Below are 18256 nucleotides of genomic sequence, written 5' to 3'. Positions count from 1 at the left end.
AGGAAATCTTAAATGACAGTAAAAGTTGGAATTAACGGATTTGGACGTATCGGACGCTTAGCATTCCGCCGTATCCAAGATGTAGAAGGATTGGAAGTTGTAGCTATCAACGACTTAACAGACGCTAAAATGTTGGCTCACTTGTTAAAATATGATACAACTCAAGGTCGCTTTAACGGAACTGTTGAAGTTCACGAAGGTTCATTCAACGTGAACGGCAAAGAAGTTAAGGTTCTTGCTAACCGCAACCCTGAAGAATTACCTTGGGGAGAACTAGGAGTAGATATCGTATTAGAATGTACTGGATTCTTCACTTCAAAATCTGCTGCTGAAAAACATTTAACAGCTGGTGCTAAACGTGTTGTTATCTCAGCTCCTGGTGGTAACGATGTTCCAACAATCGTTTACAACACTAACCACGAAACTTTAACTGGTGACGAAACAGTTATCTCTGGTGCTTCATGTACTACTAACTGTTTAGCTCCTATGGCTAAAACTTTAAATGACGAATTTGGCGTTGTTGAAGGCTTAATGACAACTATCCACGCTTACACTGGTGACCAAATGACTCTTGATGGACCTCACCCTAAAGGCGACTTCCGTCGTGCGCGTGCTGCTGCAGCAAACATCGTGCCTAACTCAACTGGTGCTGCTAAAGCAATCGGTCTAGTTATTCCTGAATTAAACGGTAAATTAGACGGAGCTGCTCAACGTGTTCCTGTTCCAACAGGTTCATTAACTGAATTAGTAACAGTACTTGACAAAAAAGTTACCGTTGATGAAGTAAATGCAGCAATGAAAGCAGCTGCTAACGAATCATTCGGTTACAACACTGACGAAATCGTTTCTTCAGATATCGTAGGTATGACTTACGGTTCATTATTTGACGAAACTCAAACTAAAGTTATGTCTGTTGGCGACCAACAATTAGTTAAAACAGTTGCTTGGTATGACAATGAAATGTCATACACTGCTCAATTAGTTCGTACTTTAGAATATTTCGCAAACCTATAAGATTTATTTTAAACGAAAAAGAACATTGTCTGAACAAGGCGGGGAAGCGACGCGCTTCTCCGTTTTTTTCGTAAGTTTATCATTGGCTCTTTTGTCAAAAAGAGTTGTATAATAATAAAGATTTAAAAAAATTATTTGGAGGTTTTCTTTCATGGCAAAAATGACAGTTAAAGATCTTGACTTGAAAGACAAGAAAGTTTTAGTTCGTGTGGACTTTAACGTTCCTGTTAAGGATGGCGTGATTACTGATGACACTCGTATCAAAGCGGCGTTACCAACAATCAACTACATTTTAGAACAAGGCGGCAAAGCAATATTGTTCTCTCACCTAGGTCGTGTGAAAACAGAAGAAGATAAAGCTGGCAAATCATTAAAACCAGTTGCTGAACGTTTAAGCGAATTATTGGGTAAAAATGTAACGTTTGTACCTGAAACTCGTGGCTCTGAATTGGAATCAGCAATCGCAGACATGAAAGACGGCGACGTGGTTGTCTTTGAAAACACTCGTTTTGAAGATATCGACGGTAAAAAAGAAAGCGGAAATGACGCTGAATTGGGTAAATACTGGGCTTCATTAGGCGATGTATTCGTTAATGACGCATTTGGTACGGCTCATCGTGCGCACGCTTCAAACGTAGGTATCGCTTCTACTGGAATTCCAACTGTTGCTGGATTCTTAATGGAAAAAGAAATTAAATTCATCGGAGAAGCTGTGGAAGAACCTAAACGTCCGATGGTTGCGATCTTAGGTGGCGCGAAAGTTTCTGACAAAATCGGCGTAATCAAAAACTTGATTCCTAAAGCTGACAAAATCTTAATCGGCGGCGGAATGACTTATACATTCTACAAAGCTAAAGGCATGGAAATCGGTAACTCATTAGTTGAAGCTGATAAAGTGGATTTGGCGAAAGAATTGATCGAAGCAGCTGGCGACAAATTAGTTTTACCAGTTGACTCAATCACAGCGGCTGAATTTTCAAACGACGTTCCAACGGAAGAACATACTGGTGATGTTCCTGCTGGACAAATGGGTCTTGACATTGGACCAGAATCAATCGCTTTATTCGCCCAAACATTAGAAGGCGCGAAAACAGTTGTTTGGAACGGACCTATGGGTGTGTTCGAAATGAGCAACTTCGCTCGCGGAACAATCGGTGTTTGTGAAGCAATCGCTAACTTGAAAGATGCTACAACAATCATCGGTGGTGGGGACTCTGCAGCTGCAGCTGAACAACTTGGCTTTGCTGACAAATTCACTCACATCTCAACTGGTGGCGGTGCAAGTCTTGAATTACTAGAAGGTAAAGAATTACCAGGTCTTGCAGCAATCAACGACAAATAATCAGAAAAGTATTTCGAGCTCGTTCAGCTCTCAAGCACCAAGTAGGTACTGTTCTACATCAGCTCCGCTTATTGTTGAAGAGAGCTAGCTCGTAATACTAGACAATAAAAATTCAAAAAGGAGTTTTTTTAAATGCGTAAACCAATTATCGCTGGTAACTGGAAAATGAATTTAACTGCCTCAGAAGCAAAAGATTTTGCTGAAGCAGTGAAAAACAACATTCCTGCTAATGATAAAGTAGATTCAGTGATCGGGTCTCCTGCTTTATTCTTACAAGAATTAGTTGAAGCAGCTAAAGGCACTGACTTAAAAATCTCTGCTCAAAATTGCTACTGGGAAAATGCTGGAGCATTCACTGGTGAAACTTCACCTGCCGCTTTAGCTGATCTTGGTGTGGATTATGTCATCATTGGCCATTCAGAACGTCGTGAATATTTCCACGAAACAGACGAAGAAATCAACAAAAAAGCCAAAGCGATCTTTGCTAACGGCATGTTGCCAATTCTTTGCTGTGGTGAATCTTTAGAAACCTATGAAGCTGGCAAAACAGCTGAATGGATCGAAGGACAAATCAAAGCTGGTTTAGCTGATCTTTCTGCTGAACAAGTTTCAAGCATGGTTATTGCATACGAACCAATCTGGGCAATCGGTACTGGTAAATCTGCGGACGCACAAATCGCTGATGAAATCTGCGGCGTTGTTCGTTCAACAGTTGAAGGTATCTACGGCAAAGAAGTTTCTGAAGCTGTTCGTATCCAATACGGCGGTTCTGTGAAACCAGAAAACATCGCTGAATACATGGCAAAAGAAAACGTTGACGGTGCTTTAGTCGGCGGAGCTAGCTTGAAAGCTGATTCATTCTTAGCTTTATTAGAAGGCGCAAAATAATTTTTATAGAAAATTGCGGCTTTTGTTTGCAACTGCCGGCGATTTTCACTAATATTGGTTATAAGGGTTTTTAACCCTTTAATAAAAACAAATTTTAAAGGAGAGACAAAACATGTCAATTATCTCAGACGTTTACGCACGCGAAGTCCTAGACTCACGTGGTAACCCAACAATCGAAGTAGAAGTTTATACAGAAGACGGCGCATTCGGCCGCGGTATGGTTCCTTCAGGTGCTTCAACTGGTGAATACGAAGCCGTTGAATTACGTGATGGCGACAAAGCTCGTTACGGCGGTAAAGGTGTTACTAAAGCAGTTGATAATGTAAACAACATCATCGCTGAAGCAATCATCGGCTACGACGTACGTGACCAAGCTGCTATTGATGCTGCTATGATCGAATTAGATGGCACTCCTAACAAAGGTAAATTAGGTGCGAACGCTATTCTTGGTGTTTCTATTGCTGTTGCTCGTGCAGCTGCTGACTTCTTAGAAATCCCATTGTACAACTACCTTGGCGGATTCAATACAAAAGTTTTGCCTACTCCTATGATGAATATCATCAACGGTGGATCACATGCTGATAACTCTATCGACTTCCAAGAATTTATGATCATGCCTGTTGGCGCTCCTACATTCAAAGAAGCTTTACGTTATGGTGCAGAAGTATTCCACGCTTTAGCTTCAATCTTAAAAGCTAAAGGTCTTGCTACTTCAGTCGGTGACGAAGGTGGATTCGCTCCTAACCTTGGTTCTAACGAAGAAGGTTTTGAAGTAATCATCGAAGCAATTGAAAAAGCTGGCTATGTACCTGGTAAAGACATCGTTCTTGCTATGGATGCTGCTTCTTCAGAATTCTACGACAAAGAAAAAGGTGTTTACGTTTTAGCTGATTCAGGCGAAGGCGAAAAAACAACTGAAGAAATGATCGCATTCTACGAATCATTAGTTGCTAAATACCCAATCATCTCAATCGAAGACGGCTTAGACGAAAACGACTGGGAAGGTACTAAGAAATTAACTGAAGCTTTAGGCGATAAAGTTCAATTAGTTGGTGACGACTTGTTTGTTACAAACACTGAAAAATTAGCTAAAGCAATCGATATGGGCGTTGCAAACTCAATCCTTATCAAAGTTAACCAAATCGGGACTTTAACAGAAACATTCAACGCTATCGAAATGGCTAAAGAAGCTGGCTACACTGCAGTTGTATCTCACCGTTCTGGTGAAACAGAAGATTCAACAATCTCTGATATCGCTGTTGCAACAAATGCTGGTCAAATCAAAACTGGTTCTCTTTCACGTACTGACCGTATTGCTAAATACAATCAATTATTACGTATCGAAGACCAATTGGGTGATGTTGCAGAATACAAAGGAATCAAATCTTTCTACAACTTAAAAAACAACCCATTTATCGGTAAATAATTAAGATAGTTTTTCTGTCTAGTATGTTTTATTTGATGATAGTGAAAAATCCTCTTGTCTAATTTTTGGACAGGAGGATTTTTTATTTATTCTAACTAGAACGTTTTAACAACTAATAATTCCTAAAAAGTAGTCTGTTTTCTTCTAGACAGCGGTTCTATTCGTATGTTTATAATGAAAAGAGTAGTGCTATTTTAAAATTCGGAGGGAATTATGAAAAAGATTGTTAGTTTTGCAGTTCTAACTGCAAGTGTTTTTCTGTTAGTTGGTTGTAGTACTGAAAAAGAACAAAAGCGAGAGGCGAGTATTTCACAGTCTTCCTCTGAAAAAGAGAAGAAGCTTGAGATTATTTGCTTTAAGACTTTTGAAACGGATGAACTAGGTAAAGCGATCATTACCGGAACAACAGAGCCAGATGCGGTGGTTTCCATCGAAAATCAAAAGGAATCTGCTGATGAGCACGGATTATTTCGTTTGGAATATCAATTAGATGAGCCAAAGGTTAAAGAGCTGACTTTGAATTCTAAGAAAAACAGTGAACAGGTAGAAAAAAAAATCAACATTGAGCCATCTGTTAGTTTTCAGCGATCTAAAGAAGAGACTTCAAAAACAGAACCTGTCGTAGAGCCTCAAACATCAACTGAAGCTAAGCAACCATCGACTCAAGCGACACCATCTACTTCTGAGGAAACTCAAAAAGATGATCAAGTTGGGCAAGTGTTGGTCAGTCCGAATGGGGAAGCAGTGACGGTTCTCCGCGTTTTGCCAAATGGCGAACGGGTGATTAGCGAACAAACCTCTCAAGCTGATCTGAATAATGATGGTATTCTTACCTATGAAGAATTAGTTCAAGCTGAAAACGATTTAAACAAACAGACGGAGGAAATAAGACGTAGGCAATTGGAAGAACAAAATCAATAGTACTTTTAAAACAAATAGAGAGTTCAGTGTTTTGAATACACTGAACTCTCTATTGCTATTTTATTACTCTTGATGCAATGCTTGGAGCGCATGTGCAACAGTTGGGTGTTGAATGGGGCAATTGGTTTGTTTCTCCCATAACTGCTGGAATTGCTTTTCTACTTCAGGCTGCATGGAAGTGAAGACCAGTTTTTGGTTTTTCAATCGTGCTACAGAGAAATAATCAGCAAATGTGTCAAGGGCTGTTACATCGATACTTGGTACTCCGCGAAGGGAAAAGATGATTCCTTCTTTGTCCACCACTTGGTCTAACTCTTGTTTCAATTGACTCGCAGACATGAAGAATAATGGCCCGGTGATGTAGATGACTGCCCAATCAGAGCTTACATCAGAATGAGGCAGTGCCATTCTTTGCCAATCAATTTCTTCAGTGACGATAGAAATTCGAGCACTTTTTGCAATAAAGAAAATGCATCCGCAAATAACACCGATGACAATCGCGATGCTCAAATCAAAGATAATCGTACTAAGCATTGTTACAAAAAACAAAAGGATGGCTGTTCGATTTTTTTGCTGAATCATCGTTTTTATCGTCGTCCATTCATGCATTCGCCAGCTGGTTATCAGTAGAACACTGGCAAGAGCTGCCATAGGAATTTGGGACATGATCGGAGCAAAAATGATCATAGAAAGAAATAGAAAAAGTGCATGGAAAATTCCTGCCAAACGTGTCTGAGCACCTGATTTTATCGCAACACTGGTTCTTGCAATTGCCGCTGTTGCTGGTATACCGCCAAAAAAAGGTAAAATCATATTGCCGATTCCTTGAGCGATCAGTTCTTGATTACTGTCGAGATCTTTGCCTGTCATGCGCCCAGCAGAGGCACCGCAAAGCAAGCTTTCGATCATACCCAGCATTGCGATACTGACGGCAGGGAGGAATAATTGTTTGATCAGAGAAAAGTTAAGCGTTGCTAAATGGAGCCGTTCTCCTGTTAATAAGGATGTCGGAATTTTCCCGACCTTTGCAACAGGAAGCTGGAAAAGAATAGAAGCAAATGTGGCTAAAATAATTGCAACGAGTGACGCTGGTAAAAATTGGCTCCATTTCTTGGGATAAAAAACTAAGAATAGCAAAACGATGATGCCCAATAGAAGAGTCGGTAAATCCGGCGTAAAATTAAAGCGATAACTCATCAATTTTGCTAAAGCACTATCTCCAACGGAGGTCGTACCGAAAAAGTTATCAATTTGTCCTAGAGCAATAATGATAGCAATTCCTGAAGTAAAACCTGTGATAACAGGTGAAGGAATGAAGGAGGTGAGATTTCCCAGCTTGAATAAGCCTGCAATCAATAAAATGGCACCTGCAATAAAAGTAGCAACTAAGACACCAGCTAAACCCTGGGTAGCAATAATCCCCATAAGAATGGCGGCCATAGCGCCTGTTGGTCCAGAAATTTGGTAAAAGCCCCCGGAAAGACTGCCGATCACAATTCCTGCGATAATGGCTGTGATCATCCCGGCTGCCGCATCGGCTCCGCTAGAAACCCCAAAGGCCAACGCAAGAGGCAAGGCCACAGCCGCAACGGTCAATCCCGCTAATAGGTCCTTTTGAAGCTTCGCCTTGGAATAATGGCGAAACTCCTGTTGTAATAAATTTTTATAACGCTTAATCTTAAAACACTCCTTTTTCAAAATACGATAAAAGCCCGTTAATCAACGGGCTTTAGTAAAGATTTAAACACCTCTTTTACTATAAAATAGTAGCAATAAAAGCACAATGGTTTTTTATCATTTTTAAAGCAGGTAGCGCTTTTTTGCAGAGATTCAGCATTTTTCATGGTACTTTGATATACTAGATTCAAAAGAGAGATCTAGGAGGAAGTGAGAAAGATGGCAAAAGATGAATTACAGCAGCATTTAGACAAAGGTCGTTTTGGCGCGGCACGCGTGAATCCAGACGAACAAAGAAAATATTTGGGGACATTTCGTGAACGTTGTTTTGCAAGTATGACGATAAAAGAGATGAGAAATCAACAGGATCGCGAGCACCTGATTTCGGAAATCCAAAAGTATCCTGAAGGGAAGCTGTTGATAAATGGGGCGGTTGATGGGAATTTGCAGAATGAGTTTATTGCTCTAGCTTCTAAAAATTCTGTTGACTTCACGATCGTTAATGATGCTACCGTAGATTCGGAAGAAAGTATTGGGGTATTATTAGTGACCGATCATGCGGTGAATCAAGAAATTATCGACATCGAAGAAAAATATTCGTCTCAAAATGACAATGAAACAGTTGAAACAAAGCCAAAGAAGAGCTTTTTCGGTAGATTGTTTGATTAAATAACTGTAAGCAACGAAAAATTACAGTTGACATTTTCTCGAAGTGTCGCTATTATATTGCTTGGGCACCCTTTTAGTAGGGTCAAGTGTTTAGTGAATTCAAAGCTCCCTATTCGATTGGATAGGGAGCTTTCTTTGTTTTTTCTAGACGTTTCCTGCAAATTAGTATGAAGGAGTTTTTTCATTTATGACAAAGTATATTTTTGTAACTGGCGGCGTAGTTTCATCAATAGGTAAAGGGATCGTAGCAGCATCTTTAGGTCGTTTGCTTAAAAATCGAGGATTGAAAGTGACCATTCAAAAATTCGATCCATATATCAATGTCGATCCGGGTACGATGAGTCCATACCAACACGGAGAAGTTTTTGTAACAGATGATGGTGCTGAAACGGACTTAGACTTAGGTCACTATGAACGTTTTATCGACATCAACTTAAATCAATACTCCAACGTAACGACAGGAAAAATCTATTCAGAAGTTATTCGCAAAGAACGTAAAGGTGAATACCTGGGTGCAACTGTACAAGTGATTCCACACATCACTAATGAAATTAAATCAAAAATCATGCGTGCGGCGAAGATGACAGACTCAGACGTGATCATCACAGAAGTCGGCGGAACGGTTGGAGATATCGAGTCCTTGCCATTCTTAGAAGCGTTGCGCCAAATGAAAGCAGAAGTTGGCGCGGATAATGTAATGTATATCCATACTACATTGATCCCTTACTTAAAAGCAGCGGGTGAAATGAAAACCAAACCGACACAACACAGCGTAAAAGAGTTGCGTGGTTTGGGAATCCAACCAAATATTTTAGTTGTCCGTACAGAATCACCAGTTTCTCAAAGTACCAAGAATAAATTGGCTCAATTCTGTGATGTAGCGCCAGAAGCAGTGATTGAATCTCGCGATGTTGAAACTCTTTATTCTATTCCTTTAGCGTTACAAGCACAAGGAATGGATCAAATCGTTTGTGATCATTTAAAAATCGATGCACCTGTAGCTGATATGACGGAATGGCGTGCATTGGAAGAAAAAGTTCTGAACCTTAAGAAGAAGGTCAAAATTGCTTTAGTTGGGAAATATGTGGAACTGCCAGATGCTTACATCTCCGTAGTTGAAGCATTAAAACATTCTGGTTTTGCTTATGATTCAGATATCGAAGTGGAATGGATTCAATCTCAAGATGTTACACGAGAAAATGTTGCGGAAGTGCTAGGCGATGCGGATGGTATCTTGGTTCCTGGCGGATTTGGAGATCGTGGGATCGAAGGTAAAATCGAAGCGATTCGTTATGCTCGTGAAAATGATGTGCCATTCTTAGGAATTTGTCTAGGGATGCAAATGGCATGTGTAGAATTTGCCCGCAATGTGGCTGGCTTGGAACAAGCGGATTCAGCAGAAACAGTGCCAGACACACCAAACAATATTATCGATTTGATGGCGGATCAAGAAAACGTTGAAAACTTAGGTGGAACGTTACGTCTTGGTTTGTATCCATGTAAATTGAAAAAAGGCAGCAAAACTGCTGCTGCGTATGGAAACGAAGAGGTGATTCAAGAACGTCACCGTCATCGTTATGAGTTCAACAACCAATACCGTCAATTATTTGAAGACAAGGGACTCGTTTTCTCAGGAGTTTCTCCTGACAATCGTCTGGTTGAAATTGTTGAAATTCCAGAAAATAAATTCTTCGTGGGCTGTCAATTCCATCCTGAATTGATCTCTCGTCCAAATCGTCCTCAACCATTGATCAAAGCCTTCGTAGGTGCGTCATTGGAAAGTAAAGAAGCAAAATAGTAATTTTGACTGAAAGGCATAGACGCCTTTCAGTTTTTTATATTAAAAAAGCAAAAAAGTTGAAATGTAAAGGTTTTATCGGATGGTTAGCAGTAGCAAAGATGGGAAAACTTTGATAGAATTAACACGTTAGTTAAGCATGGCTTAACCAAATAGTAAAAAACCTTAGGAGGAATTTTTTATGCCAGTAGTATCAGGAGCAGAATTCTTAAAAGCTGCACGTAAAGGCGGATATGCAGTTGGTGGATTCAACACAAACAATTTAGAATGGACTCAAGCAATTCTAAAGGCTGCAGAAGCTAAAAAAGCACCCGTTCTTATCCAAACTTCAATGGGCGCAGCAAAATACATGGGCGGATACAAAGTTGCTAAAGACATCATCACTGATTTAGTAGACTCAATGGGTATCACTGTACCAGTTGCAATCCACTTAGACCATGGTGACTATGAAGCTGCTTTAGAATGTATCGAAGTTGGCTACACTTCAATCATGTTTGATGGTTCTCATCTTCCATTTGAAGAAAACTTGAAATTGGCTAAAGACGTTGTTGAAAAAGCTCACGCTAAAGGTATCTCTGTTGAGTGTGAAGTTGGTTCAATCGGTGGTGAAGAAGACGGAATCATCGGTGCTGGTGAATTAGCTGACATCGACGAATGTGTACAAATGGTTGCTACAGGTATCGACTACTTAGCATGCGGTATCGGTAACATTCATGGTGTATACCCTGAAAACTGGAAAGGTCTAGCATTTGACCACTTACAAGCGATCGCTGATGCTGTAGGTAACGATGTTCCTTTAGTATTACACGGTGGATCAGGTATTCCTCAAGAACAAATCCAAAAAGCAATCTCAATGGGTGTTTCTAAAGTCAACGTTAACACTGAATTCCAATTATCATTTGCTAAAGCAACTCGTGAATACATCGAAGCTGGCAAAGATAAAGAAGGAAAAGGCTTTGACCCTCGTAAATTGTTAGCACCAGGTGTTGCTGCAATCGTTAAAGATGCTGAAGAACATATTGACTGGTTCGGTTCAGCTAACAAAGCTTAATTAGATTCTTTTAGTCTCGGAGCAACTGTTCCGAGGCTTTTTTTGTACAATCAATTTATTGAAGGTTTTCACGGAGAAGTTCTCTACTGCTTTTGTAAGTAGTTAAAAAACTGAAAATTTTAAAAATACAAATAATTTCACCGAAGTAAGAATGCTTGGAGATAAAAAATAGCTACCTGATATCCGAATCTAATTGAAGCATGAAAAAGCTGCTTATTTTCTTGTGAGATTTGAGAAAGCTTCCTTTTTATACAGGCAATAATATGCTAGAATGGATAATGGTCTATAAACTTCAAAATAATTAATTAGGTGAAAATAAATGAGAAAAATCGAAATTCATGGTGGAAAGCCATTATCAGGTAATATTACAATCAGCGGCGCGAAAAACAGCGCGGTCGCATTAATTCCAGCAGCAATTATGGCGGATTCGCCAGTAACTTTAGAAGGTGTTCCAGACATTCAAGACGTGCATTCCTTGATCGAGATTTTAGAGATTATGGGAGCAAAAGTGTCTTTTGAAGATAATCGAATGGTGATTGATCCAAGCAATGTTGTTTCAATCCCGATGCCAAGCGGCAAAATCAATTCATTGCGTGCTTCTTACTATTTCATGGGTGCTTTATTGGGCAAATTCGGTGAAGCAGTTGTCGGCTTGCCAGGTGGATGTTTCCTAGGACCTCGTCCGATTGACCTGCATATCAAAGGGTTCGAGAGTTTAGGTGCGGAAGTTTCGAATGAACATGGCGTGATTTATTTGCGAACAGATGAAGACGGCTTAAGTGGGGATCGTATCTTTATGGATGTGGTTTCCATTGGTGCGACGATCAATGTGATGCTTGCTGCGGTAAAAGCTAAAGGAAAAACGATTATCGAAAATGCTGCCAAAGAACCTGAAATTATTGATGTTGCAACATTATTGAATAATATGGGTGCGAAGATTCGCGGTGCTGGTACGGACGAGATTCGAATCGAAGGAGTCGAGGAATTGCATGGCTGTGTCCATTCAATCATTCCTGACCGGATCGAAGCAGGGACTTATTTGGCCTTGGCTGCTGCGATGGGCGAAGGGGTAACTGTTCATAACGTGATCTATGAGCACATCGAAAGCTTTATCGCAAAACTAGAGGAAATTGGTGTGGAAATGAATATCTCAGAAGACAGTATTGAAGTGCTGCCGTCTAAGAACTTAAAAACGGTCGATGTCACAACATCTCCATACCCAGGCTTTGCAACGGACTTGCAACAGCCAATCACACCGCTATTATTAAAAGCCCAAGGGACAGCTGAAATCGTTGATACGATTTATTCAAAACGGGTAAATCATATACCAGAATTAGTCCGCATGGGCGCTGATGCTCGCGTGGAAGGCAACTTGATCGTATTAAATGGCTCGAACAAATTACATGGTGCAGAAGTAGTAGCTTCTGATTTACGTGCAGGTGCTTGTTTAGTTATCGCTGGATTAATGGCAGAAGGCAAAACCACGATTTTTAATGTTGAATACATTTTACGAGGCTATGATCATATTATTGAAAAACTGACAGCTCTTGGTGCTACTATCGAAATGATCGACGAGGAAGAGGCGGAATAATGAGCGATTATTTAACAATGGCGGAACTTGAAAACAAGACGCTAAAAGAAATTTATGCTTATGCAAAAGACTTTAAAATTCCTTATTATAGTCAAATGAACAAAAAGGAATTATCGCTGGCTGTGATTCGAGCACAGGCAGAAAAACAAGGCTTCTTTTATATGGAAGGTGTCTTGGATATTGTTGGACAAGACGGTTACGGCTTTTTGCGTCCGATCAATTATGGATCAAGTGCGGAAGATATCTATATTTCTTCCTCACAGATTCGTCGTTTTGGTTTGCGAAATGGAGACAAAGTGGCGGGAAAAGCTCGTCCGCCAAAAGAATCAGAGCGTTATTATGGTTTGATGCATGTGGAAAGTGTTAATGGTAAAGATCCAGAAGAAGCCAAAGAACGTCCGCATTTCCCTGCATTAACAGCTCTTTATCCTGAGAAACAATTAGTTTTAGAAACAACTCCCGGTCGTTTGTCTACACGAATGATCGACATCTTCTCACCGGTAGGATTTGGTCAACGTGGCTTAATCGTTGCACCGCCTAAAGCCGGAAAAACAACAATCCTTAAAGAAATCGCCAATGGTATTACTGATAACTATCCCGATGTGGAACTGATTGTTCTCTTAATTGACGAACGTCCAGAAGAAGTGACGGACTTAGAACGCAGCGTGAAGGGCGATGTGGTTTATTCAACCTTTGATCAACAGCCACAAAATCATACTCGGGTATCCGAATTAGTCTTAGAACGCGCGATGCGTTTAGTCGAAGATAAGCGTGATGTAGTCATTTTGATGGATAGTATCACTCGGTTGGCTCGTGCTTATAACTTAGTCGTTCCCCCAAGCGGTCGGACATTAAGCGGCGGGATCGATCCAGCTGCGTTATATAAGCCAAAGAAATTCTTTGGTGCCGCTCGTAATATTGAAGAAGGCGGAAGTTTAACGATTTTAGCAACTGCGTTAGTTGATACCGGTAGCCGGATGGATGATGTCATCTATGAAGAGTTCAAGGGAACCGGGAACCTAGAATTACAATTATCTCGAGAATTATCCGAACGTCGAATCTTCCCTGCCATTGACATCAAGAAATCAGGTACACGTAAAGAAGAATTATTAATGGCACCATCTCGTTTGGAGGAAATCTTTAAGCTACGTAATAATATGACTGGCGACTCCTTAGAATATACGTCACAATTTGTTAATTTCTTGAAAAAGACAAAGAATAACGACCAAGTTTTCAAAGCTTTCAAAGATGTTTCATTCGGGGGAAAAACCGTGCGAAGAAATCAAAAAAGATAATTGCATTGTCGAATCATTCATGATAGTATATTCATGTTGCAAATTGCAAAAATAACTCTGAACCAGCAAATGATTCAGGGCAAAGGAGCGAAAAAATTATGAAACAAGGAATTCATCCAGAATATCATCCAGTTGTGTTCATGGACTCAACTACAGGTTTCAAATTCTTGTCAGGTTCTACTAAAACTTCACAAGAAACAGTTGAATGGGAAGACGGAAACACTTACCCAGTAATCCGTGTCGAAGTTACTTCAGACTCTCATCCATTCTACACTGGACGTCAAAAATTCACTCAAGCAGATGGACGTGTCGATCGTTTCAACAAGAAATACGGTCTCAAAGACGCCAACGCAGAGGAAAAATAAAAATTCTGTTCAAACAGACTTTAGCGAGCTTTCTATATTGGGAGCTCGTTTTTTGTGTATTCAAAAAAATTGATTTGTTGGAATACCTCAAAGATTATTTTTGTTATACTGGTACTGTGTTTAATGAACGTTTAAAATGATTAGGCGAGGTGCGAAAATGATTATCAATTCATCGAAGAAGGCATTACCTTTATTTAATCAGCTACCTGAAGTGGCGGATAAAAAACGGGCGAGAAGTTTTTCAGATAAGAACCCGCTTTTTTCTTGGCATGCCAATTACTTCAATGTTAAACGAAAGAAAGTTTTATTATTGGTTAATGATTTGACGTATTTTCCGATTGTATTAATCGGAATCGACGCTCAAACTAAGAAGCAGTTAGAGAAAATTATTCCCGCAGCAATCGAAGAAGTATTCCAGACTGCTGGAATTCCTCAAACAAAAATTGTTGAATATCTTGAATTGGCGGGTGATATAGAGGTAAGTGCAGGATATAATCGGGTGATTACTGGAATCATTAATAACATGATTGCATCAATGGAGTACTATGGAACGTTCAATTTGGATTTGCTAGTGGATGTTAAGCTTAGTCTTGACTTAGCAGATACTTTTTATAAAAGCGAGCTTCCGTTAGACAAGTTACGAGAAGTTTTTAAGAAGCCCTTAGTTCTTCACGATGTTTTGCAAGAAGATGTAGAGAAAAAATATGTGGTAGAAAAAAATTGGAAAAGCCTAGCTGATTTCAAAGTAGTTGATTTTTCTGATGAAGAATATGATTCGGCGTTGGCAAACAATCGCTTGATTCTTTCAGCGTTTCAACAATACCTTGAACAGCATGAAAAATTAACAAAGAAGACCGTAAATAAGCATCTAACCAATATTGAAGATTATCTCAGCGGGTATTTAATTTTTTATGGCTATGATTTAGCAGTATCTAATTTTGAGGTGATTAGCGACTTCTTTAGTTGGGGAGCTAGAAAAAATGTCTGGATCAGTGAAAGTGCGGTTAAGAAGGCCGGCTCATCTATGAAGAAGTTCTATCAATTTTTGATTGCAGCTGGGGAAGTGAATGAATCAGCTATGCCAGATATTCGAGAGCAACTCGAAATTGGCGTGGATGATGGGATCATGACACTAGAAATGATGGATGATTGGTATTAGTCTATAAATTTTATAAGTCTAAGAAGAAAAGCGAGTTCTTCTTAGGCTTATTTTTTTGCTGGTCAATCCTATGTCAGATTTATTGTTGAATAGGAAAAATTTTGATATGTTTGGTTAGTAAAATAATCTATCGATGAAATCAGGTGGAATGAAAATGTATAAGAAGAGTTGCGGGATTATTGTTTTGTTGTGTCTTTTTTCGCTTTTTTCTGTAAAAGTAGAAGCCGCGCATCAGGGACTGACTATCGAGCAGCAGAAGGAAGCGCTTGAGCGCTATCCTCATTTTTATCAGGCGGCATTTTCTGACAAAGAGGAGAATACTGATTTTGGTATGTATAAGATTCCAGGACTATATGAGACGAAATCACTTAATCTGGTAACGAATGGGATTGTTAATAGTCGTACAATGACACCGCAGGGAATAGCCGTGACAGAAAAATATTTATTGATTTCAGCATACAGTCACGATCATCAGGATCATTCCGTAATCTACGTATTAGATCGTCAAACCCATCGTTATATTAAGACAGTCGTCTTGCCGGGACGGCCGCATCTTGGCGGGATAGCCTATGATCCAAAGCATCAGCGGGTGTGGGTCACAACGGGGGGACCGCTTGCCGGCCTGGCGTCCATTGATTTGAAGGAGTTAGAAGACTATCAGCTTAAAAAGGACAGTGTCATTTCATACCATCAGCAACTAGCATTAAAAGAAGTGTCTCATGCTTCTGCGCTGACGTATACATCTGGTGTTTTGGTTGTTGGCTATTTTACTTTGAATGAATATGGACGCATGGCGACTTATCGGTTAAACGATCAGGGAGATTTAACGATTGCTTCACATGAAAAGATCTCTAGTTTTGATCAAGGAGAAAGGGTGCATTCAGGCGTAACACCTGTTCCTGCATCGCAATTTGCTCGTTCTTTGGGTTCGTGGAAAACGCTGGATATGATTCAAGGCTTGACTTTTTATCAAGATTATTTATTGATGTCTCAGTCTTGGGGACCTGATCGTCCAGGTAAAATTTACTTCTTTAACCTGGATAAAGTGGATAAATTTTTCTCGTTTAAGGATGCAGAATTTTCCATCGATACACCGCCGTATGTCGAACAAATTACAGCGGTAGATGATCAGCTGTATACACTTTTTGAAGGTGGGGCGTGGCCTTACCGAACGAGAAATCCAGTATTAGTTGATCACGTTATCCAATTAACGATCAAGGAGTTACTTTCTAAATAGCTTGCTGCTGGACTGAGTTTCTTTTTTATTAACGTATCTGAAAGCCGAAGTTATCTGGAGTTTCCTATCTTGGAAACTCTTTTTTAATACGCCCTAATCATGAAACATGTTTCAAATCGTGAAACGAGTTGAGTTGTAAGCGGTATCTGTTTATTTTTAGAAAAGTGCCTCGTATACTGAACACATCATAAAACAAAGGAGATAGAATGATGAAAGCGAAAATCATGGATAGCATGCAAAAGTTTTCAAAAGCCATGTTTGTTCCTGTGTTGATCTTACCGATCGCCGGTATTTTAATTGCGATTGGAAACGTTTTTACGAATCCGCGTTTGATCGAGACATTTGGCTTTTTAGATAATCCGATCACAATGGGATTCGGTAGTATCTTGTCCGCAGCCTTGCTGCCAGTGTTAACAAATCTTGGAGTGATTTTTTGTGTAGGAATTGCTCTAGGGTTAGCCAATAAGAAAAAAGCGGAAGCTGCGTTTACTGCATTACTTGGGTATTTAGTTTTCTTATATGCAATGAACAAATTTATGGAATTAAGAGATATGCTAGTCGCACCAGATCAATTACAAGGATCGGGACAGGCACTAGTCTTAGGAGTACAAGTGTTGGATATGGGCGTTTTTCTAGGAATTATTCTAGGTATTGTTGTTGCCTTGATCCACAATCGTTTTATTGATACGACCTTTAATAATGCCTTTCAAGTTTATGGCGGTGCGCGTTTTGTTTTTATCGTATTGATTCCAGTATTGGTATTGGCAGCTATTTTACTTTCATTTATCTGGCCCGTCATTCAGCAGGGAATTGACGGCTTAGGCGGAGTGATTCAAAAGACAGGCAACTTTGGGATATTCCTATACGGTTCGTTGGAACGATTATTGATTCCAACCGGGTTGCATCATTTGATTTATACACCATTTCTGTACACCTCACTTGGCGGTGTGGCAGAAGTTGGTGGACAAGTATTTGAAGGTGCACGAAATATTTACTTCGCTGAAATTGCTGATCCAGCTGTGAGAGTGTTATCCCAAAGTGTCATCTGGGATGCTCGTGGGATTTCGAAAATGTTTGGCTTGATCGGGGCTTGTCTAGCGATGTATCAAACGGCTAAGCCAGAGAATAAGATCAAGGTGAAAGCCATTCTGATTCCAGCAGTAGTCACTTCGTTTGTGGCTGGAGTAACTGAACCTATTGAGTTTTCGTTTATGTTTGTGGCACCGGCGTTGTTCGTCATTCACTCAGCATTGAGCGGATTAAGTATGGTGGCATTAAATATCCTTGGCTCGCGGGCGATTGGTCCTAATGGGTTTATCGACTTTTTACTTTATAACATTCCATTAGGTACAGAGAAGACACGTTGGCCGATCTATCTTTTAGTAGGAGTTGCTTTCTTCTTCATTTATTACTTCATTTTCCGATTCTTGATCGTTAAATTCAACTTTAAAACTGTTGGACGTGAAGACGAGGATCAGGAGACCAAGCTGTATTCGAAAAAGGATTATAACGAGAAAAAATCCTCGGTTCCAGCTGATGGTGGATTAGTCGCTCCCACATCAGATGACGAGTTATCAGGGAAGATTGTGGAAGGATTAGGAGGGGCAGAAAATATTAAGACGATTGATAATTGTTACACTCGTCTGAGATTGAAGCTGGAAAAACCAGGGTTAGTGAATGAGGGCTTATTAAAAAATCAGACCCAAGCAAAAGGGGTCATCAGCAATGGCGAAAATGTCCACGTGGTTTACGGGTTAACAGTCCCGCAGATCCGAGAGAAACTTGAAAAATATTTAGGCAGAGACAATGGAGGAGACGAATAG

15 protein-coding genes are annotated in these 18256 nt (G+C 40.0%); 14 read left to right on the top strand and 1 reads right to left on the bottom strand.

Features of this window, described 5'->3' with window-relative positions; all coding sequences use genetic code 11:
- Positions 1 to 12 precede the first annotated feature (12 nt).
- From gap to AUF14_RS07770, 5 genes are all read left to right on the top strand, one after another.
- A complete protein-coding gene (gap, locus tag AUF14_RS07790) occupies positions 13 to 1014 on the top strand; it encodes a type I glyceraldehyde-3-phosphate dehydrogenase (protein WP_049218374.1) in 1002 nt (333 codons plus the stop codon).
- A gap of 151 nt (positions 1015 to 1165) precedes the next feature.
- Positions 1166 to 2356: a phosphoglycerate kinase gene (locus tag AUF14_RS07785; RefSeq protein ID WP_016179848.1), complete on the top strand. Its 1191-nt coding sequence runs from the start codon at positions 1166 to 1168 to the stop codon at positions 2354 to 2356.
- Between the two features lie 132 nt (positions 2357 to 2488).
- Positions 2489 to 3244 carry a triose-phosphate isomerase gene (gene tpiA, locus AUF14_RS07780; RefSeq protein ID WP_010744522.1) on the top strand — a complete coding sequence of 252 codons (756 nt, stop codon included), beginning with the start codon at positions 2489 to 2491 and terminating at the stop codon, positions 3242 to 3244.
- A 112-nt stretch (positions 3245 to 3356) separates the two neighbouring features.
- A complete protein-coding gene (gene eno, locus AUF14_RS07775) occupies positions 3357 to 4670 on the top strand; it encodes a phosphopyruvate hydratase (protein ID WP_048721559.1) in 1314 nt (437 codons plus the stop codon).
- Between the two features lie 213 nt (positions 4671 to 4883).
- Complete coding sequence (locus AUF14_RS07770; protein WP_049218381.1) at positions 4884 to 5591, top strand: hypothetical protein; 708 nt, start codon at positions 4884 to 4886, stop codon at positions 5589 to 5591.
- 63 nt (positions 5592 to 5654) lie between these two features.
- Here the strand turns inward: AUF14_RS07770 and AUF14_RS07765 are convergent, their stop codons facing one another.
- A complete protein-coding gene (locus AUF14_RS07765) occupies positions 5655 to 7289 on the bottom strand; it encodes a SulP family inorganic anion transporter (protein WP_049218383.1) in 1635 nt (544 codons plus the stop codon).
- A 198-nt stretch (positions 7290 to 7487) separates the two neighbouring features.
- Between AUF14_RS07765 and AUF14_RS07760 the strand changes: the two genes are divergently transcribed.
- From AUF14_RS07760 to AUF14_RS07720, 9 genes are all read left to right on the top strand, one after another.
- Positions 7488 to 7937 carry a YueI family protein gene (locus AUF14_RS07760; RefSeq protein ID WP_016179850.1) on the top strand — a complete coding sequence of 150 codons (450 nt, stop codon included), beginning with the start codon at positions 7488 to 7490 and terminating at the stop codon, positions 7935 to 7937.
- Positions 7938 to 8124: 187 nt separating this feature from the next.
- Complete coding sequence (locus AUF14_RS07755) at positions 8125 to 9735, top strand: CTP synthase (protein WP_016179851.1); 1611 nt, start codon at positions 8125 to 8127, stop codon at positions 9733 to 9735.
- A gap of 181 nt (positions 9736 to 9916) precedes the next feature.
- Positions 9917 to 10786, top strand: coding sequence for a class II fructose-bisphosphate aldolase (locus AUF14_RS07750; protein WP_010744528.1), 870 nt, complete (start codon positions 9917 to 9919; stop codon positions 10784 to 10786).
- A gap of 319 nt (positions 10787 to 11105) precedes the next feature.
- Positions 11106 to 12377, top strand: coding sequence for a UDP-N-acetylglucosamine 1-carboxyvinyltransferase (locus AUF14_RS07745; protein ID WP_016179852.1), 1272 nt, complete (start codon positions 11106 to 11108; stop codon positions 12375 to 12377).
- On the top strand, positions 12377 to 13672 hold the full coding sequence (gene rho / locus AUF14_RS07740; RefSeq protein ID WP_016179853.1) for a transcription termination factor Rho: 1296 nt from the start codon (positions 12377 to 12379) through the stop codon (positions 13670 to 13672). Before AUF14_RS07745 ends, rho begins: the two co-directional genes overlap by 1 nt.
- Positions 13673 to 13770: 98 nt before the next feature.
- Entirely contained in the window at positions 13771 to 14037 is a 267-nt protein-coding gene (locus AUF14_RS07735; protein ID WP_010744532.1) for a type B 50S ribosomal protein L31, read from the top strand.
- Between the two features lie 157 nt (positions 14038 to 14194).
- Positions 14195 to 15196 (top strand): DUF6933 domain-containing protein, encoded by a 1002-nt coding sequence (locus AUF14_RS07730; protein ID WP_049218388.1) that lies wholly within the window; start codon positions 14195 to 14197, stop codon positions 15194 to 15196.
- 154 nt (positions 15197 to 15350) lie between these two features.
- Entirely contained in the window at positions 15351 to 16433 is a 1083-nt protein-coding gene (locus AUF14_RS07725; protein ID WP_049218391.1) for a YncE family protein, read from the top strand.
- A 209-nt stretch (positions 16434 to 16642) separates the two neighbouring features.
- Positions 16643 to 18256, top strand: coding sequence for a PTS transporter subunit EIIC (locus AUF14_RS07720; RefSeq protein WP_048718721.1), 1614 nt, complete (start codon positions 16643 to 16645; stop codon positions 18254 to 18256).

The sequence above is a fragment of the Enterococcus avium genome, from assembly GCF_002891025.1.
Classification (GTDB): Bacteria; Bacillota; Bacilli; order Lactobacillales; family Enterococcaceae; genus Enterococcus_A; species Enterococcus_A avium.
Note: the sequence above shows the minus strand (reverse complement) of the source record. Positions and strands in the feature narration are given on the sequence as shown.

What these genes read in the sequence shown, in the direction of transcription:
- rho (WP_016179853.1), top strand. Translation starts at nt 12,377, where the DNA reads ATGAGCGATTATTTAACAATGGCGGAACTTGAAAACAAGACGCTAAAA.
- AUF14_RS07720 (WP_048718721.1), top strand. Translation starts at nt 16,643, where the DNA reads ATGAAAGCGAAAATCATGGATAGCATGCAAAAGTTTTCAAAAGCCATG.
- AUF14_RS07730 (WP_049218388.1), top strand. Translation starts at nt 14,195, where the DNA reads ATGATTATCAATTCATCGAAGAAGGCATTACCTTTATTTAATCAGCTA.
- AUF14_RS07770 (WP_049218381.1), top strand. Translation starts at nt 4,884, where the DNA reads ATGAAAAAGATTGTTAGTTTTGCAGTTCTAACTGCAAGTGTTTTTCTG.
- AUF14_RS07785 (WP_016179848.1), top strand. Translation starts at nt 1,166, where the DNA reads ATGGCAAAAATGACAGTTAAAGATCTTGACTTGAAAGACAAGAAAGTT.
- AUF14_RS07760 (WP_016179850.1), top strand. Translation starts at nt 7,488, where the DNA reads ATGGCAAAAGATGAATTACAGCAGCATTTAGACAAAGGTCGTTTTGGC.
- eno (WP_048721559.1), top strand. Translation starts at nt 3,357, where the DNA reads ATGTCAATTATCTCAGACGTTTACGCACGCGAAGTCCTAGACTCACGT.
- AUF14_RS07735 (WP_010744532.1), top strand. Translation starts at nt 13,771, where the DNA reads ATGAAACAAGGAATTCATCCAGAATATCATCCAGTTGTGTTCATGGAC.
- gap (WP_049218374.1), top strand. Translation starts at nt 13, where the DNA reads ATGACAGTAAAAGTTGGAATTAACGGATTTGGACGTATCGGACGCTTA.
- AUF14_RS07725 (WP_049218391.1), top strand. Translation starts at nt 15,351, where the DNA reads ATGTATAAGAAGAGTTGCGGGATTATTGTTTTGTTGTGTCTTTTTTCG.
- AUF14_RS07750 (WP_010744528.1), top strand. Translation starts at nt 9,917, where the DNA reads ATGCCAGTAGTATCAGGAGCAGAATTCTTAAAAGCTGCACGTAAAGGC.
- tpiA (WP_010744522.1), top strand. Translation starts at nt 2,489, where the DNA reads ATGCGTAAACCAATTATCGCTGGTAACTGGAAAATGAATTTAACTGCC.
- AUF14_RS07745 (WP_016179852.1), top strand. Translation starts at nt 11,106, where the DNA reads ATGAGAAAAATCGAAATTCATGGTGGAAAGCCATTATCAGGTAATATT.
- AUF14_RS07755 (WP_016179851.1), top strand. Translation starts at nt 8,125, where the DNA reads ATGACAAAGTATATTTTTGTAACTGGCGGCGTAGTTTCATCAATAGGT.